Raw genomic sequence first — 22735 nt, 5'->3', positions numbered from 1 at the left:
AGGTAAGGTAAAAGCATGTGGATCGTGTTCTCTCTTCGTTTTTTTTATACCTTTGCAGGTGTAAAATCAATAAATATGTTTTTGGAAAGCGCTAATCGGGCAGGATGGATAGAGGTAATTTGCGGATCAATGTTTTCGGGGAAGACAGAGGAGTTGATTCGTCGGTTGAAGCGGGCTAAATTCGCGAACCAACGGGTAGAGATTTTTAAACCTCAATTGGATGTTCGATACTCCATGGAAGATGTCGTGTCTCACGATGCTAATACGATTCGGTCTACGCCCGTGGACTCTTCCGGTAATATTCTTTTGTTGACGGGTGATGTGGATGTAGTGGGAATCGATGAAGCTCAGTTTTTTGATGCTAATATCGTGTCCGTGTGTAAGGAGTTAGCGGATCATGGCGTGAGGGTGATCGTTGCCGGATTGGATATGGATTTTCAAGGTAATCCTTTCGGCCCTATGCCTCAACTAATGGCTATTGCTGAATATGTAACAAAAGTACATGCCATATGTGTCCGGTGTGGAAATTTGGCAAATCATTCTCATCGATTGACTTCAAATGATAGTTTGGTGATGTTGGGAGAACAGGATACTTATGAGCCTATTTGTCGGCATTGCTTTAATAAAATCATGGAAGAAGAGAAGAAAATGAAAGGATGAAGCCTATTATTTGGCTTATATGGGCTTTATATTATTAAATAATATTTATATTTGAAAGAAAAATACAAATAGTGTGTGATGCTTTTATTTATTAATCTTAATCTGTGAAATAATGGAAATAATCAGAAGAATTACCGTTTTTGGTGTAATCCAAGAGGGTATCGGTATCGGTTTAAAGAATACTTTATCTCTAATTGCCGCTGTACTTTTGTGGATTTTAACCATTTGGATTCCTTATTTGAATGTCGGAACAACCATTGCTATTATGACCATCCCTGTCGCCTTGAGTAAAGGAGAGATGATTTCTCCCCTTTTTATTTTTGAGGCCAAATACCGGAGGTATATGGGCGAATTCTTTACGTTAATCGGTTTGATGTCGCTTGCTATCATTCCGGCTCTCTTCTTCGTTATTATTCCGGGCATTGTTATTTCCATCGGCTGGTCTCTTGCAGTCTATATCTTGTTGGATAAGGGAGTTGCTCCGGGAGAGGCAATGATAGGTAGTAATCAGGCAACTTATGGCTATAAATGGACTATATTCGGAGTTCGTTTTGTTCTGGGGCTTGCGTTCTATATACTCTTTGCTATTTTTGCTTTTATTCCTTTCTTGGGGGGAATTCTGATATTTGTTCTTCTTTTAGTCTATATGGTAGCTTCATTAGGATGTACTGCCGTGATATATAGAAATTTGACGACAGAGGGACCGATTGTAACCCCTAAAGTTCCGGCGGAAGGGGTAAAAACTGAAACTCCGGCAGAGTAAAATCGCCTTGGTATCAAGATTGACTTGAATTATCTGTGTATTTAAGAGAGGAGTGGTGATAAAATTTATCATCACTCCTCTTTTTTATTTTTTTTGCCTTATAAATAAGATTAAAGTCAGGTCCAGGATATACATATCCGATAAATTTGTTAATTTTGACGAGTTTTATGGGGGATAGGAAGTTGGAGTATTTCCGGGCTTCCGGGGGGAGAGGTTCTTATCGATGATTGTATCTATAATTAAGATTTTTTTACCTAAATGGCATGAAAACAATTTTTTTATTGTTTTGTTTTGGTATGGCGTTTGCCTATATCCCGTACTGTGAAGAGAAAATTTAATTATATAAAATATAATATATGAAAATGCAGAGATTAATGACTATTTTTTCCCGACAGGTTATTTTAATGATGTTGGGAATAACTTTTTTTGCTTGTAATAATAAACAACAGTCAGGCCAACAGACCATACCGGATTATGCTGTTATGACCGTAGAGCCTCAGGAAGTTATGTTGACTTCTTCTTATCCGGCGATCATCCGGGGACGGCAAGACGTCGAGATTCGTCCGAATGTCAGTGGGTTTATTACGAAATTATGCGTGGATGAGGGAGCAAACGTACGAAAAGGGCAGACATTATTTATTATTGATCCCGTACAATATGAAGAAGCTGTAAATGTAGCTCGAGCGGCAGTAAAGGTGGCTGAAGCGGGTGTTGCGACAGCTCAGTTGACGGCCAATAATAAAAGGGAGTTGGCTAAGAAAAATATTATCAGTAGCTATGATTATCAGATGGCGGAAAACACATTGGCCTCGCAAAAAGCAGCATTAGCACAGGCTGAGGCTCAATTAGTCAATGCGGAAAAAAATCTTTCATACACGAACGTAGTAAGTCCCGTCGATGGTGTTATGGGGAGTATCCCTTTTCGGGTGGGAGCTTTGGTAAGTCCCAGTTCGGCTACTCCTTTAACGACGGTTTCGGATATTTCGGAAATGTATGTATATTTTTCGATGACGGAAAAAGAGCTGTTAAATCTGATTCGACAAGACGGTTCATCTAAGGGAATTTTGGAACGGATGCCATTGGTTTCTTTAAATCTGGCAGACGGTTCTCTCTATTCCGAACAAGGAAAGATCGAGACAATCAGCGGGGTAATAGATCAGACGACGGGTGCGGTGAGTGTACGTGCAACTTTTCGTAATCCTCAGCATTTGTTGAGAAGCGGAGGTACTGGTTCGGTAATTATTCCTTCGGATCTGAAGAATGCACTTGTTATTCCTCAAAAAGCGACTTATGAAATTCAGGATAAGAGATTCGTGTATGTTTTGCAGGAAGACGCTAAGTTGAAGAATACGGAGATAGAAGTATTTAAATTAAATGACGGAAAAAATTTTGTTGTAACTTCCGGTTTAAATCCCGGTGATAAGATTGTGGCTGAAGGTGTCGGAACATTAAGAGACGGTATGCAAATCAAACCGATTACTTTGGAAGAATCGGCCGCAAAATTGAAAGCTATGACTCGACCGAAACAAAATTAGGGAGTTAAAATTAATCTGTAATAAACAAAAAGATGAAGTTAGATAAATTTATAAACCGCCCTGTGCTTTCGACGGTTATTTCCATTTTGATCGTTATTCTGGGGGTATTGGGTTTGGTATCTCTGCCTGTTTCCCAGTATCCGGATATTGCTCCTCCTACTATTCGGGTAAATACATCCTATACGGGTGCGAATGCTCAGACCGTTTTGAATAGTGTTATTGCTCCGTTGGAAGAACAAATCAACGGTGTGGAAGATATGATGTATATGACCTCTACCGCAACCAATACCGGAGATGCTTCGATTGAGGTCTATTTTAAGCAGGGAACGAATCCGGACATGGCAGCTGTAAATGTTCAGAACCGTGTTACCAAAGCTCAAGGATTCTTGCCTTCCGAGGTTACTAAAGTCGGAGTCGTCACGCAAAAGCGCCAGACCAGTATGTTGTTGGGTTTTGCTTTTTATAGTTCCGATGATCAGTACGATAATGAATTTCTGGAAAATTATATGAATATCAATATTATTCCGGAGGTTAAACGTATTCCCGGAGTGGGTGACGCCATGGTGATGGGTACGGATTATTCTATGCGTATCTGGTTGAAACCGGAGGTGATGGCTCAATATAAATTAATGCCTGCCGACATCTCTGCGGCTTTGGCGGAACAAAACATTGAGGCGGCACCCGGACAATTCGGAGAACGAGGAGATCAATCCTTTCAATATGTGATGAGGTATAAGGGACGTTTGCAGACGACGGAAGAATTCGGGGATATTGTTATACGTGCTACTTCCAACGGGGAAATTTTGAGGTTAAAAGACGTTGCTAATATCGAATTGGGGCGGTTGACATATGGTTTTAATAACAATGTAAACGGACATCCGGGAGTAACTGCTATTATTTTCCAAACGGCAGGTTCCAATGCCACGACTATTATCAATGATATAAAGGATTATCTGGGCAGGATAGATAAAACACTTCCTCCCGGGGTGAAAGTAGAAGTATTGTTGGATGCCAATGATTTCTTGTTTGCTTCTATTCGTGAGGTGCTTAAGACTTTAATAGAGGCTTTCGTGCTGGTATTTCTCGTGGTATATATTTTCTTACAGGACTTCCGTTCTACGTTGATTCCGGCTATTGCTATTCCCGTGGCCTTGATCGGAACCTTCTTCGGGCTTTATTTGATAGGATTTAGTGTTAATCTTTTGACATTATGTGCTATGCTCTTGGCTATCGCCATTGTCGTCGATGATGCCATTGTGGTGGTGGAAGGTGTACATGCCAAGCTGGACCAGGGATATAAATCCGCCCGTCTGGCTTCTATCGATGCGATGAGTGAATTGGGCGGGGCTATTGTTTCGATCACCTTGGTCATGATGTCCGTGTTTATTCCGGTGAGCTTTATGACGGGAACTTCCGGTACTTTTTATCGTCAGTTCGGTCTGACAATGGCTATAGCGATCGGGTTGTCTGCTATCAATGCCTTGACATTGAGTCCGGCTTTGTGTGCTATATTTTTGAAACCGCATGATAAGAACGGAAAAGAGAAGAAGGTCTCTTTGGTAGATCGTTTTCATTTAGCTTTTAATGCGGCTTATGATATTACCTTGAAAAAGTACGAAAAGGGAGTAAAATTTTTCATTCATCGGAAAGTGTTGTCATTTGGAGCGGTTATCGCATCTGTGGTCTTATTGATCTTTTTGATGAATATTACTCCGACGGGGTTGGTGCCGAATGAAGATACCGGTACGATATTTGCCGTTGTGGATATGGCTCCCGGTACGGCACAGGAGAGAACCTTGTACGCCATGCAGCAGGTCGACAGTCTGATTGCCGTTAATCCGGCCGTAAAAGGACGGACACAGATTACCGGTTATAGCTTTTTGGCAGGACAAGGTAATTCTTACGGGACATTTATTATAAAACTGAAAGATTGGGACGAGCGTACCAAAGGGCAGGATATCAATACGCTTATCGGAACATTTTATATGCAGGCAAAAGCGACCGTAAAGGATGCCCGGGTGCTTTTATTTGCTCCCCCGATGATTCCCGGATATAGTGTTACGAATGGTTTTGAATTTAACTTGCAGGATAAGACGGGAGGGGATTTGAATACTTTCTATTCCACGGCACAGGATTTTCTGGCTAAATTGATAGAACGGCCTGAAATAGCTACAGCCCAGACCTCTTTTAATCCAAGATTTCCCCAGTATATGATAGACATAGATGCGGCTAAATGTAAGCAAGCCGGTATCAGTCCGAACGATATTCTGGTTACTTTGCAGGGATATTACGGAGGTATTTATGCTTCGAACTTTAACCGTTTTGGAAAGTTATATCGCGTCATGATTCAGGCAGATCCGAAATATCGTATCAATCCGGAATCCTTACAAGGAGTGAAGGTACGTAACGGTAATGAAATGGCCCCGATTACTCAGTTTATGACTTTGAATAAGGTATATGGTCCGGATAATATCAAACGGTTCAATATGTTTACCTCTATGAGTGTGAACGGGGCTCCTGCTGACGGATACAGTTCGGGACAGGCTATTAAGGCTATTGAAGAGGTGGCTGCTCAAATGCTTCCTACGGGGTATGGATACGAATTTTCCGGTATGACGCGGGAAGAACAAAATAGTAGTAGCGGCACCACGGCTATGATCTTTATTTTGTGTTTTGTGTTCGTGTATTTGTTATTAAGTGCGCAGTACGAGAGTTACATATTGCCGTTAGTCGTATTGTTTTCCGTTCCGTCCGGTTTGATGGGTAGTTTTATTTTTGCCCACATGATGGGAGTAGAGAATAACATTTACATGCAGATTGCGTTGATTATGTTGATCGGTTTGTTGGCCAAGAATGCCATTCTGATCACAGAATTCGCACTTGATCGTCGTAAAACCGGAATGAGTATTGTGGATGCGGCTATATCCGGGGCTTCGGCTCGTTTACGTCCTATTTTGATGACCTCGTTGGCCATGGTAATCGGGTTGTTGCCGTTGATGTTTGCACACGGAGTAGGAGCTAACGGAAACAGTACGTTGGGTACGGGTGCAATCGGTGGTATGTTTATCGGTATGGTTTTCCAGATATTCATTGTACCTGCTTTATTTGTTGCTTTCGAATATTTGCAGGAAAAAATTAAGCCGATAGAGTGGCATGATTTGGATAACACGGAAATTGAATCTGAAATTGAACAGTATACGAAATAGTGAAATAAAATGAAAATACAGATCATAATCTATCCGTTATGTATTGCGGCTCTTTTAAGTAGTTGTAACATATACAAAAAATATAGTCGTCCCGAAGTGGATACTCGGGGTTTATACCGGGATCCTGTTGCCGTTAACGATACGTTGGTTTCCGATACGACGAATATGGGAAATTTGCCATGGGATCAGGTTTTTACCGATCCTCAATTACAAACCCTTATCCGTTTAGGGTTAGAGAGGAATACGGATTTACAAACGGCTATGCTGAAGGTGAAAGAGGCGGAGGCAAGTTTGATGACTTCTCGTTTGGCTTATTTTCCCTCTTTTGGTTTATCTCCGCAGGGAGGAGTGAGCAGTTTCGATAAGAATCGCGGTAACTGGACGTGGTCGTTACCGGCGACGGCAAGTTGGGAAATTGATCTTTTCGGGAAATTGCTTAATACGAAGCGTGCGGCTAAAGCGGCTCTTGTGCAGAGTGAAGCCTATAAACAAGCGGTACAGACCCAGGTTATTGCTGCCATCGCTAACTATTATTACATGTTGCTTATGCTTGATAAGCAATTGGCGATCACGGAGGAGACTGCTGTTTTATGGGAGAAGAATGTAGTGACTATGAAGGCCTTGAAGGAGGCTGCCGTGGTCAATGAGGCGGGAGTTGTTCAAAGTGAAGCTAATTATTACATGATCCTTGCTTCCGTAGCGGATTTAAAGAATCAAATTCGAGAAACGGAGAATTCTTTGTCTCTGTTATTGCGTCAGGCTCCTCAGTATATAGAACGGGGAAAAATGGATAACCAGCAACTACCGACTTTGCTGAATGCCGGTATTCCCATTCAGCTTTTATCCAATCGTCCTGATGTAAAAGCCGCAGAAATGGCTCTTGCGGGTACTTACTATAATCTTAATGAAGCTCGTTCCGCTTTTTATCCCCAACTATCCATTAGCGGGACTCTGGGTTGGACGAACCAGGCCGGAAGCGTAATTGTGAACCCGGGAAAAATGATTGCTTCTGCAATCGGTTCACTAACACAACCCTTGTTTTACCGGGGAGCTAATTTAGCCCGGTTAAGGATAGCCAAGGCTCAACAGGAAGAGGCAAAACTAAGCTTCGAACAAGCTATATTGAACGCGGGAAGCGAGGTGAGTGATGCGCTTAATTTATATGTGACGGCTGAACAAAAAATAGTTCAGCGAACCAAGCAGATCAATTCTCTCGAGAAATCGGTAGATTATACACAAGAATTACTAACGTTCGGAACTTCGACCTATTTGGAAGTGTTAACCGCTTTACAATCGTTATTGAATGCTCAACTTTCGGAGGTTTCCGATCAGTTTCAACGCATGCAGGCGGTCGTGAATCTTTATCATGCTTTGGGCGGAGGAAGAACAAACTAACTTAAAGATACATTATTATGATTAGTCCATTAGCTTATGTTGATCCGCACGCGAAAATCGGGAATGGTGTTACCATACATCCGTTTGCATACATAGATAAAAATGTAGAGATCGGTGATGGTTGTACCATTATGCCTTATGTTAGCGTTTTAAGCGGTACCCGTATGGGAACGAATAATATCGTGTACCAGGGGGCTATTATCGGTGCCACCCCTCAGGATTTTAAATTTAAGGGGGATGATACGATTTTAAAAATAGGAAATAATAACACGATTCGGGAAAAAGTGATTCTTAATCGAGGAACTTACCCGACGGATTGTACGATCGTCGGAGATGGAAATTTCCTTTTGGAAGGTGTACATCTGGCTCACGATACTCATATCGGAAACAATTGTATTCTGGGAAACGGCACGAAAACGGCAGGGAATTGTATTGTAGACGATTACGCTATATTGGGTAGCGGGGTTATTCTCAAGCACGGATGCCGTGTCGGAAGTTGGAGTCTTGTAAGAGACGGATGTCGTGCCAATAAGGATGTACCTCCTTATATTGTGGCAGCTCATAATCCGATTGCCTATTACGGTATCAATGCTATTCTGTTGGCAAAAGAGGGTAAATTGTCGGAGACGACTATCGATGATATTGCTAAAGCCTATCGTCAGATTTACCAATGCGGAACCAGTCTTGAGAATGCTTTGAATCAAATACGGAGAATGATAACGATCGGTCCGGAAATACAGTACGTATTAGATTTTATCGAACAATCTTCGAAAGGCATTATAGGGGCTACCTTATAAGTGCGGCGGATAAATTTTTATATTGTTGCAACTCCTCGACGTTTTCAATGCGTTAGGAGTTGCAACAATTTGTTTTCTCCTACAAAGAATCCCGTATGGTTTCGATCAGAACCATAATAGTCCGGCTTCCGGGTTCGGATCTCCCGTCTCTTTTTCGTGATGTGTATGGTTCGTTTTGTCGTCAGGTAGTTGCCGAAGACAGAAGATTTTCTTTTGCGCCGGGAACATTTTGAAAAATAGGACGAACGATCCGGCAATTATCCAATTCGTTACAGTCTCCGCAGGTATTGAACCCTTTTTCATATACACATTGGCGGATTTCGCAATAATCGCTGCAATACGTGAATTTTGCTCCGTCTGCACGACAACCCGTACAATTTATGGTTGCTGCCGTAATCTCCGGTGCATTGTTCATTACACTCCACTTTTGGGCGGTTTTTTCTCTTAACTCATTGTCATTTTCGACAGTAGCTATGCGGGCATCGCAACTTTCGCAATCTAATCCGCAACATGCGATTAATTGTTTCATCATTTGGTTATTTCACGATGATATGAACTCTGAAATTTTTGGCAGAGATAGTCTATTCCTTCTGCTGTAAAAGGACTAAGCAATTTGATCTATTTTTGATTCTGTCATGATATTGTTAATTTTCATATGTTTACAGAAATCCATGCAAAAGCAAGATAGATATTAGTCCCGTTTTAATCTTTTGGTAAAGATAATAAATATTTACAATGTAATACGGGTTGTAATGAACTATTTTTCAGTTTATTATATTTTCTGATCCCGCTTTCCGACGAAGCTGCAATAAAAACCAGTATCCGGGTGAACAGACCGTTCCGGCTACTTACATGAACAGAGAATATCCCACCCGTATTTTTCCGGATTAAATATGGTAAATAAAAATTAAGTCGGCAAATGGTTACGATCTCGATTATGGTATGATAGGCTGATCGGGTATGTCGACTTAAAACAATAAAAAATCCCACGGTAAACGAAAATTTATCGTGGGATTTTATTGATGCTAAGACTTTATTTAAGCTTTATTTCACTTCTTCGAAGTCTACGTCGGTTACTTCCTGATCTTTTCCGCCGTTGTTCGGGGCCTGTTGTTCCGTGTGAGGAGCATCTTGCTGTCCCTGAGCTCCGGCCTGTTGTTGTGCATTGTACATCTCTTGAGATGCAGCTTGGAATACATTGTTCAATTCATCTATAGAAGAATTGATAGCAGCGATATCCTGTGCTTTATGAGCATCTTTCAGTTTCTGCAATGCAGCCTCGATCGGTTGTTTCTTGTCAGCGGGTAGTTTATCACCAAACTCTTTCAATTGTTTTTCGGTTTGGAAGATCATACTATCGGCTTTATTGATGGTATCGATACGCTCTTTCTCTTTTTTATCCGCTTCTGCATTGGCTGCAGCTTCGTCCTTCATTTTCTTAATGTCGGTTTCGGACAAACCGGAGGAAGCTTCGATACGGATGGATTGCTCTTTTCCGGTAGCTTTGTCTTTGGCGGATACTTTCAATATACCGTTAGCATCGATATCGAAGCTGACTTCGATTTGAGGTATGCCGCGCGGGGCTGGTGGTAGTCCGTCCAAATGGAAACGACCGATTGTTTTATTGTCTTTCGCCATCGCACGTTCTCCTTGCAGTACATGTATCTCTACTGACGGTTGGTTATCGGCAGCCGTGGAGAATACTTCTGATTTTTTGGTCGGAATCGTGGTGTTGGCTTCGATCAATTTAGTCATCACTCCGCCTAAGGTTTCGATACCTAATGAAAGCGGGGTTACGTCCAACAACAATACATCTTTTACTTCTCCCGTTAACACTCCACCTTGGATGGCGGCACCTACGGCGACTACTTCGTCCGGGTTTACACCTTTGGACGGAGCCTTACCGAAGAAATCTTCCACCTTCTTCTGTACGGCGGGTATACGGGTTGAACCTCCGACTAAAATAACTTCGCTGATGTCGGATGCTGTCATGTTGGCATTTTTCAACGCCCTGCGACAAGGTTCAATGGTTGCTTGGATCAGGTGATCTGTCAATTGTTCGAATTGGGCTCTTGTCAAGGTTCTTACCAAGTGTTTTGGAATTCCGTCAACCGGAAATATATACGGCAAATTGATTTCCGTTGAAGTTGAACTTGATAATTCGATTTTTGCCTTTTCTGCAGCTTCTTTCAAACGTTGGTGTGCCATCGGATCTTTTCGGATGTCGACACCCTCGTCTTTTTTAAATTCATCGGCCAACCAGTTGATGATAACATCATCGAAATCATCACCACCCAAGTGAGTATCGCCATCGGTTGATTTTACTTCAAATACGCCGTCGCCCAATTCCAGAATAGAGATATCAAAAGTACCGCCTCCCAAGTCGAATACGGCAATCTTCATGTCTTTATCTTGTTTATCCAAACCATAAGCCAGGGCGGCAGCCGTCGGTTCGTTGATAATACGTCTCACGTTTAATCCGGCAATCTCTCCGGCTTCTTTCGTGGCTTGACGTTGGGCGTCGTTGAAGTAGGCCGGTACGGTAATAACCGCTTCATTTACTTCCTGACCTAAATAGTCTTCCGCCGTTTTTTTCATTTTTTGAAGAATCATCGCTGAAATTTCTTGCGGGGAGTATTTACGATCGCCGATTTCAACACGCGGCGTGTTGTTATCGCCTTTTACCACTTTATACGTGACACGTTTAATCTCTTTTTCTACCTGATCATAGGTTTCACCCATAAAACGTTTGATAGAATATATCGTTTTCGTCGGGTTTGTGATTGCCTGACGTTTTGCAGGATCTCCAACTTTTCTCTCTCCGTTGTCAACAAATGCCACAATAGAGGGAGTTGTTCTTCTACCTTCACTATTAGGTATTACCACCGGTTCATTACCTTCCATCACTGCAACGCAGGAGTTCGTGGTTCCTAAGTCTATACCAATTATCTTTCCCATAATTATAATATTATTAATGTTATTGTTTCGTATTTAGTTTATCGTATCTTCTCTTTGAATAGTTTCAAAGAACATTTATCTTTTATCAAACGTTGTGCCATCTTCTAAAAGTCACTTTTTTTCATAAAATTGTTTCCTTAATTTTATTTTATATGTCATATTTCCTGACATAAAGTCATTTTAAAAACTCGGGTCGAGACATTTTGTTCCCGATTTCACTAAAAATTTGACACGATTCGACGATTTCATTTTTATTATTTATCATATAATCGGGAAAAATTGAAAAAAGTGGTATTTATACCCTATTTTGAAGTATCGAAATGCTTTAATTTTGTACACGGAAAGAAATGTACTAATTCATGGGTAAAAAACTATGACACGATATCAATTGGAATCAGCATGCTGCGGGACAACGTTTGAAGACAAACAATGGGAGTTGGATTGTCCGCATAAAGACGGGGCTGCTTTAATTTTTGCTAATTATGCAAAGAATCAGTTAGAGGTGAGGAATGATTTACCGGGCATCTATAAATACGCTAATTGGTTACCGATTTGTCGGACCTTGGATGGTTCCGGAGCTCCCGTAACCTATCGGAGTGAAGGATTGGCCAAATATTTAGGGTTATCGAATCTTTACATTACATTTAACGGTTATTGGCCGGAAAAAGGGGCACAGATGAATACCGGTTCTTTTAAGGAGTGTGAGGCTTATGCTGTTTGTGCTCGTACGAATCGGAATGGGGGGAAGGTGATGGTTGTGGCTTCTGCCGGAAATACGGCTCGTGCTTTTGGGCGGGTGTGTTCCGATAACCATATTCCTTTGCTTTTGTGTGTACCCGAGGATAATTTGGATTCTATTTGGTCGGATAAACCGTGGAATGATTGCGTAAAATTGATTTGCACGGAGTCGGGAAGTGATTATTTCGATTCGATACGTCTCTCTAATATTGTTTGTGAGTTGGAGGATTTTTATCCGGAAGGAGGTGCTAAGAATGTGGCTCGTCGCGACGGCATGGGAACTACGGTACTCTCTGCCGTGTTGGAGATCGGAAAAATTCCCGATTATTATTTTCAGGCGGTAGGTAGCGGAACCGGTGCTATTGCTGCCTGGGAGGCGAACAAAAGATTTATAAAAGACGGTCGTTTCGGAAAAAATCTGATGAAATTGATGGTTTCCCAGAACATTCCGTTCACTCCCATATATGACGCTTGGAGGGCCGATTCCCGGGAGATGTTGCCTTTGGATGAAAATATGGCTCGTCGACAGGTGGAGGAGATGTGTGCCAAAGTACTTTCCAATCGGAAACCTCCTTATTCTTTAAAGGGTGGTTTATATGATGCATTGAAAGCGACAGGCGGAGACGTGTTATTGGCATCCAATGAAGAAGCCCTTGAGGCGAAGGCTATTTTTGAGAAGCTGGAGGGAATTGATATCGAACCTGCAGCAGCCGTGGCTACGGCTACCCTAATACAAGCCGTGCGTGACAAAAAGGTTGAAAGTGAAGCTATTGTTATGTTAAATATTACGGGAGGAGGAATCGGACGTTATAAGCAAGAGCATACGATTGTTTTACAAAAACCGGATATCGTTTTCCCGATTGATGCGGATGCTTCCGACGTGAAAAAGAGAGTGTCCGAGTTACTGTTTTAAGGAAAGAAGAGATTGTTTATTGATAATAAAGGATATTCAAAAAAGCCCTTTTTTGAATATCTTTTTTTTTATAATTTTGAAAATTATAAAGTGGTCAGAAGGAACAAGCAGATATATAAGATATGAATCAGGTAAAAATTGACGATTGGAGGAGAAAGGTAAGAAAGATCATCCGTAATTTTGAAAATTTATCGGATCTTGATCATCATTATGCCGTGTTGAGACGGGATCGTCAGCATCGGTTTATTATCGTGGAGTTGTTACAAAAATCTTTGTCCGTATTGATTGTCTCCATCAATCGGTTTTTGAAGGATGCTTGTAACGTATCGGCTTCCGCGTTGACTTTTTATTCTATTCTTTCTTTTATTCCGATTGTTGCTTTGGCTTTTGCAATTGCCAAAGGGTTTGGAGTAGGGACTTCGCTGGAAGAATTGATTAAAGGACAGTTCCCTAATAATGCGGATCTGGCTTCTACGATAGTGGAGTATGCCAATAGTGCCATTGCCAATGCCAAAGGAGGGGTCGTTACGGGTTTTGGAATCGTTATCCTGCTCTGGGCGGTTATTAAGGTATTAAATAGTACGGAGCTGACCATGAATCGGATATGGGGGATTCGTAAAGGAAGAAGTATACGCCGGATGTTTACGGATTACCTGTCTATTATTTTTATTGTTCCGATTTTGATCATTTTAATCAGTAGTTTGAATGTTTTTATGGGAACCGACTTGAAATCGGAATTTCCTGTTTTAGGCGATTATTTGTTGCGCTTGTTTAAGTTTCTACCTTATCTGTTGGTGTGGATGTTATTTATATTTTTGTACATGTTTATGCCAGCGGCTCCCGTAAAGTTTAAGCATGCTTTTATTGCCGGAATGGTAGCGGGGACCGTTTATCAGATAGTTCAATGGTTTTATATTCGCTTTCAGATAGGAGTAACTTCTTATAATGCCATATATGGAAGTTTGGCAGCATTACCCTTATTGCTGGTGTGGTTGCAGTTAAGCTGGTGTGTTGTCCTGTGGGGAACGGAGTTGTGTTATATCTTGCGGAATCGGCATTTTATGTATAAAAACGAGTTGATCGGGGATTCCGGTTGGATGGAGACTATGGAACATGCTATCCGGGTCGTAAAGTACGTGGCAAAAGTATACGTGAACAATGAGGGGGGCCCCAGCCTGACGATGATTAACAAAGAGATGAGGATGAATACCGGAAAATTGAGATTGGTATTGGAGGAGTTGATAGATCGCCATATTCTTGTAGTTGCCAAGGAAGACGACGATTACTATTATTATCCCGCTTCAGATTTTCATAGGCTTTCCGTGGCGGAAATTATCCTGAATCTTTCAAGGGTAGAAGAGAGTAAAGACCAAGAGTGGAAAGAACAATTTTCAAAAGCGATACGTGCGGAGTTCTCCGCGAATAAATTAGCATGAATTTGTATATGTGGTAAAATTTGTATATATTGTCGGTCAAATATATATTCAGATATGAGGAAAAAAGTCGAATTAGAGTATCTTTTCTCATCATCGGTAAAGGTTTTATTCTCTCGTCTCAGTACCGCTGCAGGGTTATCCGAGTGGTTTTCCGATGATGTGAAATATAAAGGTGATCTCTTTACATTTGTGTGGGATGGTGTTGAAAGACAAGCTAAGTTGGTGGATATGAAGAAAAATGTATTTGTAAGGTTCGTGTGGGAAGATGCGGAAGAACCTGATGAATACCTCGAGTTTTCACTTCATGTGGAGCCTCTGACGGAAGAAGTGGCTTTAATTATTACTGATTTCGTGGATAATGATGAGGAAGCGGATGAGGTCGAGTTATGGAATAAACAAATCGAAATGCTCCATCGTACGATTGGGGCCTGACAGGTGATAAAAGGAAAAATAGAAAAGTGAAGGGGATGGACAGTTATTTTTTTATCTTTGTGAATCCTTTAGGGGAGTATCGGATAGAAAAGTAAATGAATCAAAATAAGGTGCTAAAGATGAAGAAGCTACACCTGTTCGTGTTAAAAAGTTATATCGGTCCGTTTGTGGCCACCTTTTTCATCAGTATGTTCGTACTGATCATGCAGTTTTTATGGCGGTATATTGATGATCTTGTGGGGAAAGGCTTGGAGTGGAGTGTTATTGCTCACTTGTTGTTTTATGTCTCTATGACTTTAGTCCCGATGGGATTGCCATTGGCTGTTTTATTGGCCTCTATTATGACTTTCGGGAGTTTAGGTGAAAATTACGAGTTGACGGCTTTAAAAGCTGCAGGAATCTCTTTGTACCGGATCATGCAACCTTTGATTGTATTGATTGTCATCTTAACCATTGCGGCTTTTTTCTTTTCGAATAACGTTTTACCATATGCTAATCTGAAAGCAGGAAGTCTTTTATATGATATCAAACGGCAGAAGCCGGAATTGTCGCTAAAAGAGGGGGTATTTATAAACGATATCGAGAATTACAGCATTAAGGTGGATAAGATAGATAAAGAGACGGGAATGATGTATAAAATGATGATTTACAATCATACCGGTTTGTCTAAAAATTACGAGGTAACCATTGCCGATTCCGGACGAATGGAGGCCAGTCCCGATGGAACTTATATGGAAGTGGAACTTTTCCATGGCAATACAAGTACCGATGAGGGGTTGAAATCGAATAACCGGGCTACATTTCCTTTTCGACGCGTAGAGTTTGATAAACAGTATTTTTCTATTCCTTTATCGGGGAATGAGTTTTCGCGGACAAATGAAGATAATTTTAGGGGTGGATATAATATGTTGAGTATAAGGCAGCTCGAAGGAACTATAGATTCGTTGCAAACGAGTTTGAAACTTCGTAAGAAGACGGATGCCAACGGTATGTTGTCTAATAGTTATATAAAAGAACGGGTAAGAAGTGCTAAGCGGGACAGTATTTTGCGGGAGGAAACGGAAGGTAAGATGCAGAGTCTGGATAGCTTATATGCTTCTTTCGATGTGAAAGAGCAGAAAAGAATGCTGGATCGTGCTTTAGAGTATGCCCGTGCTGCCAAACAGTATCATTGGAATGATTTGAATTATATTTCCGCCCGGGAAGAATCGATCCGGAGACACCAGATCGAATGGCATAGGAAATTTACTCTTTCGTTTGCCTGTTTTATCTTTTTCTTCATAGGGGCTCCTTTGGGAGGAATTATCCGTAAAGGGGGATTGGGAATGCCGGTCGTGGTTTCTATTTTCTTGTTTATCGTCTATTACATCATCTGGATGATGGGTGAACGGGCGGCCAGAGAGGGAGTATTGGAGCCTTGGCAAGGGATGTGGATCTCTTCTTTGATCCTTTTACCGTTAGGTGCATTCCTGACTTATACGGCGATGACCGATTCTGCGGTAATGAGTACGGAGGCTTATGCGAATTTTGTAAAGAAAATCGTAGGATTTTTTAAAAAGAAGAAGAATGCATAAGATGAGAATTGTATATATGGGAACTCCTGATTTTGCAGTTCTTCCCTTGAAAAGATTAATGGAAGCGGGACACCAGATTGTCGGGGTCGTAACCAACCCGGACAAACCAGCCGGACGAGGACAAAAACTTCAGGAATCGGCTGTAAAGAAATATGCTGTGGCTCATCGTTTACCGGTATTGCAACCGGAGCGTTTTCGAGATCCGTCTTTTTTAGAACAATTGCAGAGCTTGAGGGCTGATTTGCAGTTTGTGGTGGCCTTTAAAATGTTACCTGAGGTCGTATGGAATATGCCTCCACTCGGAACGGTGAATTTACATGCTTCCCTGTTGCCGGATTATCGCGGTGCTGCCCCGATCAATTGGGCTATCATGAACGGAGAACATTATAGCGGAGTATCTACCTTTTTGTTGAAACATGAAGTAGATACGGGATGTATCATTTTTCAGCAAAAAGTGGAAATCGATGAGAAGATGACAGCCGGGGAGTTACACGACCGTTTGATGGAGGCAGGTGCGGATCTGCTTTTAAAGACTGCCGATGCCATAGCCGAAGGTCATTATCCCTTAACGGATCAGGCGACTTTGTTGCAGGGGCGCGAACCCAAACAGGCTCCGAAAATTTTTAAAGAAGATATGAGAATAAATTGGTACTGGGAAGTGGATCGGATTTATAATCATATACGGGGACTCTCTCCTTTTCCTGCCGCATGGACGGAATTGCGTCATAAGGTGACGGGCGAGGTGATATCGGTAAAATTATTCGAGGTGGAACGGAAATTGCTGGAACATGATTCTCCGGTAAGTCTTGATACGGATGGTAAAAATTTTATTCGGTTCTATGTGAAGGGGGGGTATATAGAAGTGAAAGAGCTGCAACTTTCCGGGAAGAAACGAATGGCGACCGAAGAATTCTTGCGGGGATTCCGCATAGCAGATTATCTATTATAAATTAGATCGATGGGACCGGTTAGGTGTGGCAATGAGACGAATAATACAAAGCCGGAAGTTATTTCGAAAAGCGTGGATACCTATTGTCGTGATAGGAGGAGTATTTGTTGCTTTTTGGTATTTATTATTACCCGCTCCGTTGTTTACAGTTCCATACTCCACGATGGTCTTGGATCGGGAAGGAAAGGTGATGGGGATTACCGTTGCGGATGACGGCCAGTACCGGATACCGGGGAAAAATATCATTTCCGAAAAATATGTGACGGCTCTGTTAAGTTTTGAAGATAAATATTTTTTGTTGCATCGGGGTGTCGATCCGTTTGCGATCGTTCGGGCTTTATGGTTGAACGTAAAGAACGGTTCTATCGTGAGCGGAGGGAGTACCTTAACCATGCAGGTTGTCCGTTTGGCCCGTCGTAATCCTCCTCGTACGATTCCTGAAAAGATCATTGAGATGTTGTTGGCTGTTCGTTTAGAACAAAGTTGTACGAAATGGGAAATACTGAATTTATACGCGGCACACGCTCCTTTCGGAAGTAATATCGTGGGTTTGGAAGCAGCAGCTTTGAAATATTTCAATCGCAAACCTAACGAGTTAAGTTGGGGTGAGGCCTGTTTGTTGGCTGTATTACCTAATGCTCCGGCTTTAATCTTTCCTGGAAAGAATACGACTCTTTTGAAAAAGAAAAGAGATGATTTGTTACGTAGACTATACCGGGAGGGAAGGTTTAGCGGGGAGGATCTGGAGTTGGCGATAGCGGAACCTTTACCTGGAAAAATATATAACACGGAGTGTATAGCTCCTCATGTATTAACAAAAGCTTATAAATACCGTCGGGGAGAGATCGGTCGAACGACAATTGACGCGGAATTGCAAGGTCAGGTGAATGAGATCGTTAAACGGCATATTGACATACTGAAACACAATCATATTTATAATGCGGCAGTATTGGTGGGACATATACCGTCGGGAGAAGTCAGAGCTTACGTGGGGAATAGTCCCAAGGTGAGAGAAAATGGTGGTAATCAGGTGGATATTATTACTTCTAACCGAAGTTCAGGGAGTATATTGAAGCCCGCTCTATATGCTTTGATGCAATATTCGGGTGATATTTTACCAAAGACTTTATTGTCTGATATTCCTTCTCGTTTTGGAGGGTACGTGCCGTCTAATTTTAACAAAGAATTTCAAGGGGTAGTGCCTGCCGATCAGGCTTTGTCCATGTCTTTGAATATTCCGTTCGTGCGTTTACTTCAGAAGTATGGGGTCGAACACTTTTATGATAATCTGAAACGAATGGGCATCACGACACTAACCCGGAAATCGGATAATTACGGCTTAAGTTTAATCTTGGGAGGGGCCGAATGTTCTTTATGGGATATATGTAATTTATACGGGGGAATGGCTTCCATCCTGCATCATTATAATACGAACGACGGTAGCTATTACACGGGAGAGTTTGCTCGATTACACCTGTGGGCAGACGGACCTTTGGTGCAGAAAGAGGGGAGATGTGAAGTTTTGAATGCGGCTTCTGTCTGGTTGACATTTCAGGCATTACAGAATGTAGAGAGACCGGATATGGAGATAGGTTGGAAAAATTTTGCTTCATCAATGGCATTATCCTGGAAAACGGGTACCAGTTTTGGTTTCCGCGATGCTTGGGCGGTAGGTGTAACTCCGGATTATGTTATTGGGGTTTGGGTCGGAAATGCCGACGGGGAAGGTCGTGCAGGTTTGATCGGTGTACGAGCCGCCGCTCCCGTGTTATTCGAGGTTGCCGCCTTGTTGCGGAATACGGCCCGATTTTATAAGCCGCAGGAGGAGATGATACCGGTTGTTACGTGTCGTAAGAGTGGTTACCGGGCCTCCGATATATGTCCGGAGGTTGATACCCTGTGGATCGACGAAAGCGGTATGAAAACGGTATTATGCCCCTACCATCGATTGATTCACCTGGATCGAAGCGGCTCCTTTCGGGTGGATGCTGATTGTGAACCTGCTTATCGAATTAAAACGGTACCCTGGTTCGTGCTTTCTCCGGCTCAGGAATGGTATTATTCCCAGACTCATGCGGACTATCTCCGGATGCCTCCCAAGCGGGAGGATTGTAAGTCGGAAGATGAGGTAATGGAGATGATCTATCCGCAAAGAGGATTAAGAGTTTTTATTCCTAAAGACTTGGGTGGAAAATCCAAAGGGGTTGTTTTTGAGATAGCTCACCGGGAGCCTTCGATGAAGGTGTATTGGCATATTGATGACGAATACGTCGGAATGACTCGTAACCAACACCAGATAGAAATTAACGTGACTTCCGGTTATCACGTACTTTATTTGGTAGATGCGGTAGGAAACACATTGCGTCAACCTTTTTATGTTGTAAAAGGTGATGAAAATTTATGATGTCGTAAAAAATAAAACGGGCTATGCCGGGAAAGGCAATCCCGTTTTATTTTACAGGGATAATAATTATTTTCTGTTTACATCCCTGGAATTAGCCTGAGCGGTAGGCATAATTAAAATGTCGTTCAGGCATACGTGAGCGGGGCGCGTAACTGCAAATACGATTGTCTCCGCGATATCCTCTCCTGTCAAAGGAGTCATCCCGTTATATACGTTTTGGGCTGCTTTTTCGTCTCCTTTGTAACGTACGATGGAAAACTCCGTTTCCACCATTCCCGGTGCTATATTGGTTACTTTGATATTGTATTTCAACATATCGGTTCGCATAGCCCTGGATAAAGCGTCTACGGCATGTTTGGTGGCACAATATACATTACCTCCGGGATATACTTCTTTTCCCGCAATAGAGGCCAAATTTACGATATGTCCTTTTTGATTCTTTATCATAAGGGGAGCGACTTCGCGGGTTACATAAAGCAGACCTTTTACATTCGTGTCGATCATTCTTTCCCAATCCTCCACCAGACCGTCTTGAATGGGGCTGGTCCCTACTGCAAGTCCGGCATTATTCACGAGTACATCTATGTTTTTCCATGCTTCCGGTAGGGAGGAGATGGCTTGTTTTACTTCCGCCTGATTCCGGACATCGAAGTGAAGGGCTATTACCTGAACTCCTTTCTTTTGTAGTTCGTTTTCTAAAGTGTGCAGACGATCGCCTCTTCGTCCCGTAATGATAAGGTCAAAATCGGCTTCAGCTAATTTTATGGCTGTTGCTTTTCCAATCCCGGAAGTAGCTCCGGTGATTAATGCTATTTTATTCATGATATATTGTATATATTTGGTTTTATTATGCGAAGGTATGATTTTTTTAAAGTTTTGTGAAAGTTTCTCGTTATAAAATATCTATTTTCGTGCCTTTAGTGTTTGGGTAATTTATAAAATGATTTATGTATAAAGAGGTAGAATTGAGAGTAACACCGGAAGAGGCTCACGACAGGGAAAAGATACTCTATTTGTTGGTAAGCATGTTGCAGGTGGAGAGAGGGCGGATCAAGCATACGGAGGTGATTAAAAAGTCTATCGATGCCCGGCAGAAGCGAGTGATGATGCAGTTAAAACTGGGAGTTTTTATCGATGAAGTAGAGCAGCGGGAGCGACAGTTTATGCCGATGTATAAGGATGTGTCGAAAGCTCGTCCTGTTGTTGTGGTGGGAGCCGGTCCTGCCGGTCTTTTTGCTGCTTTGCGGCTGATTGAAAAAGGCATGCGTCCGATTGTGTTGGAGAGGGGAAAAAGTGTGGAGGAACGGAAAAAGGATTTGAATCAACTTTATAAAACAGGATCGGTAAATATTGATTCGAACTATGGATTTGGAGAAGGAGGTGCCGGAACTTTTTCGGATGGTAAATTATTCACTCGTTCCAAGAAACGGGGAAATGTAAACCGTATATTGGAGATTTTAGTATATCATGGTGCTTCCGAGTCCATATTGATTGACGCTCATCCTCATATAGGAACGGATAAATTGCCCGGCGTTATAGTTAATATCCGTAAGACTATTGAACGTTACGGCGGAGAAGTGCGTTTTAATAGCCGCGTAAAGGATATTTTGATTGAAAGGAATAAGGTGAAGGGAGTGTCGGTTGACGAGGGAGAGGTATTGGCCGACCAAGTTATTTTGGCAACTGGACATTCTGCCCGGGATGTATATGGCATGTTGCAGGCTCGTTCTGTTTTAATGCTTGCCAAAGAATTTGCCGTCGGACTTCGTTTGGAACATCCTCAAGAGGTCATTGACCGGATTCAATATCATAATCCTGCCGGACGCGGTGATTTCTTGCCGGCTGCAGAGTATAGTTTCGTGGCTAATATCAACGGTCGGGGAGTATACTCTTTTTGCATGTGTCCCGGCGGTGTTGTTGTTCCTGCTTGTACGGGGCCGGAGCAGCAGGTTGTGAACGGAATGTCTTCTTCGGGTCGGAATACAGCTTGGGCGAACTCTGCCATTGTGACTTCCATTGGGGAAGAAGAGTTGAAAGAGTTACGGTATACCGGTCTTTTTGGTGGTATGGAGTTTCAAAAAGACTTGGAATATCGGGCTTGGAGAGAGGGTGGGGGAAAATTAGTAGCTCCTGCTCAGCGATTGATTCATTTTATGACGAATAAAGAGAGTACATCGTTTCCTAAATCTTCTTATAAACCCGGATTGAGACCGACTTTATTCGGAGAATGGCTTCCTCGGTTGATATACCAACGTCTGCTTGCAGGTTTGGAACAATTTGGACGAAAATCCCGGGGATTTATTCATGAAGATGCTCTTCTTTTGGGAGTAGAAACCAGAACATCGGCTCCGGTGAGGATTCCCAGGTTAACAGAGCGGATGGTCCATCCGGAGATTGAAGGTCTTTATCCCTGTGGGGAGGGAGCGGGTTATGCCGGGGGAATTGTATCTGCGGCCATGGACGGAGAGGGGTGTGCGGAGGTAATTACTCTCTAAATGGGGTGATTTTAGTATATATTAACATGCTCGTGCTAAAAGTCTTTTGTTTTTTTATCAGAAAATTTGTATTCCTGCAGAAATTCCCTACATTTGTCAAAGCATAAAGATTATATTATTATTCTAATCCTAAAATTTTTTGTTATGAACAAAGCTCAGTTAATAGATGCGATTGCAGTAAAAGCAGGTTTAAGTAAAGCAGATTCCAAAAAAGCTTTGGAAGCTTTTGTTGAAACAGTTGGTCAATCTTTGAAAAAAGACGAGAAGGTTGCATTAGTAGGTTTCGGTTCATTCTCTGTATCAGAGAGAAGTGCCCGGAGTGGAAGAAATCCTCAGACTGGTAAAACGATTCAGATTCCTGCAAAGAAGGTGGTAAGATTTAAAGCTGGTGCAGAATTGGCAGAAGGCTTATAATTATTGAGAACCATAAAAAGAAGGGTGTTGGATTCAGCACCCTTCTTTTGTTTTAGAGTAGACCAT

At 42.1% G+C, this 22735-nt stretch carries 17 protein-coding genes; 14 read left to right on the top strand and 3 right to left on the bottom strand.

The annotated features are described in order from the left end of the window. Positions 1-75: 75 nt before the first annotated feature. The 6 genes from QZR76_RS06205 to lpxA all read left to right on the top strand — a co-directional run bounded on the left by QZR76_RS06205 (position 76) and on the right by lpxA (position 8356). Positions 76-660, top strand: coding sequence for a thymidine kinase (locus tag QZR76_RS06205; protein ID WP_294141391.1), 585 nt, complete (start codon positions 76-78; stop codon positions 658-660). Positions 661-772: 112 nt separating this feature from the next. Next, positions 773-1423 (top strand): hypothetical protein, encoded by a 651-nt coding sequence (locus tag QZR76_RS06200; RefSeq protein ID WP_294141390.1) that lies wholly within the window; start codon positions 773-775, stop codon positions 1421-1423. A gap of 407 nt (positions 1424-1830) precedes the next feature. After that, a complete protein-coding gene (locus QZR76_RS06195; RefSeq protein ID WP_294141476.1) occupies positions 1831-2958 on the top strand; it encodes an efflux RND transporter periplasmic adaptor subunit in 1128 nt (375 codons plus the stop codon). A 32-nt stretch (positions 2959-2990) separates the two neighbouring features. Next, the gene (locus tag QZR76_RS06190; RefSeq protein ID WP_294141388.1) at positions 2991-6164 is read left to right on the top strand and encodes an efflux RND transporter permease subunit; all 3174 of its coding nucleotides are present in this window, start codon (positions 2991-2993) and stop codon (positions 6162-6164) included. A gap of 9 nt (positions 6165-6173) precedes the next feature. Continuing rightward, positions 6174-7559, top strand: coding sequence for a TolC family protein (locus tag QZR76_RS06185; RefSeq protein WP_294141387.1), 1386 nt, complete (start codon positions 6174-6176; stop codon positions 7557-7559). 17 nt (positions 7560-7576) lie between these two features. Beyond that, entirely contained in the window at positions 7577-8356 is a 780-nt protein-coding gene (gene lpxA, locus QZR76_RS06180) for an acyl-ACP--UDP-N-acetylglucosamine O-acyltransferase (RefSeq protein WP_294141385.1), read from the top strand. Positions 8357-8537: 181 nt separating this feature from the next. On the opposite strand, the gene QZR76_RS06175 is transcribed toward lpxA, so the two are convergent. Then, on the bottom strand, positions 8538-8885 hold the full coding sequence (locus tag QZR76_RS06175) for a DUF3795 domain-containing protein (protein WP_294141383.1): 348 nt from the start codon (positions 8883-8885) through the stop codon (positions 8538-8540). Between the two features lie 515 nt (positions 8886-9400). Further along, a complete protein-coding gene (gene dnaK / locus QZR76_RS06170; protein ID WP_294141382.1) occupies positions 9401-11314 on the bottom strand; it encodes a molecular chaperone DnaK in 1914 nt (637 codons plus the stop codon). A 373-nt stretch (positions 11315-11687) separates the two neighbouring features. On the opposite strand from dnaK, the gene QZR76_RS06165 reads away from it, so the two are divergent. The 6 genes from QZR76_RS06165 (at position 11688) to pbpC (ending at position 19760) form a co-directional block, all read left to right on the top strand. Next, complete coding sequence (locus tag QZR76_RS06165; RefSeq protein ID WP_294141380.1) at positions 11688-12965, top strand: cysteate synthase; 1278 nt, start codon at positions 11688-11690, stop codon at positions 12963-12965. Between the two features lie 122 nt (positions 12966-13087). Then, a complete protein-coding gene (locus QZR76_RS06160) occupies positions 13088-14401 on the top strand; it encodes a YihY/virulence factor BrkB family protein (RefSeq protein ID WP_294141378.1) in 1314 nt (437 codons plus the stop codon). 54 nt (positions 14402-14455) lie between these two features. After that, entirely contained in the window at positions 14456-14833 is a 378-nt protein-coding gene (locus tag QZR76_RS06155) for an START-like domain-containing protein (RefSeq protein ID WP_294141376.1), read from the top strand. Positions 14834-14952: 119 nt separating this feature from the next. Next, positions 14953-16407, top strand: a complete 1455-nt coding sequence (locus QZR76_RS06150) for an LptF/LptG family permease (protein WP_294141374.1) — start codon at positions 14953-14955, stop codon at positions 16405-16407. Next, positions 16400-17356: a methionyl-tRNA formyltransferase gene (fmt, locus tag QZR76_RS06145; protein WP_294141372.1), complete on the top strand. Its 957-nt coding sequence runs from the start codon at positions 16400-16402 to the stop codon at positions 17354-17356. Before QZR76_RS06150 ends, fmt begins: the two co-directional genes overlap by 8 nt. Positions 17357-17387: 31 nt before the next feature. Further along, the gene (gene pbpC, locus QZR76_RS06140) at positions 17388-19760 is read left to right on the top strand and encodes a penicillin-binding protein 1C (RefSeq protein ID WP_294141370.1); all 2373 of its coding nucleotides are present in this window, start codon (positions 17388-17390) and stop codon (positions 19758-19760) included. A 66-nt stretch (positions 19761-19826) separates the two neighbouring features. Here the strand turns inward: pbpC and QZR76_RS06135 are convergent, their stop codons facing one another. Next, entirely contained in the window at positions 19827-20582 is a 756-nt protein-coding gene (locus tag QZR76_RS06135; protein WP_294141366.1) for an SDR family NAD(P)-dependent oxidoreductase, read from the bottom strand. A gap of 125 nt (positions 20583-20707) precedes the next feature. Between QZR76_RS06135 and QZR76_RS06130 the strand changes: the two genes are divergently transcribed. Beyond that, positions 20708-22255, top strand: coding sequence for an FAD-dependent oxidoreductase (locus QZR76_RS06130; RefSeq protein ID WP_294141364.1), 1548 nt, complete (start codon positions 20708-20710; stop codon positions 22253-22255). Between the two features lie 144 nt (positions 22256-22399). Continuing rightward, entirely contained in the window at positions 22400-22669 is a 270-nt protein-coding gene (locus QZR76_RS06125) for an HU family DNA-binding protein (protein ID WP_294141362.1), read from the top strand. Positions 22670-22735 lie beyond the last annotated feature (66 nt).

The organism is uncultured Sanguibacteroides sp. (genome assembly GCF_900543425.1).
Taxonomy (GTDB): Bacteria; Bacteroidota; Bacteroidia; order Bacteroidales; family Marinifilaceae; genus Gabonibacter.
This window is presented reverse-complemented; position numbering and strand designations above follow the sequence as displayed.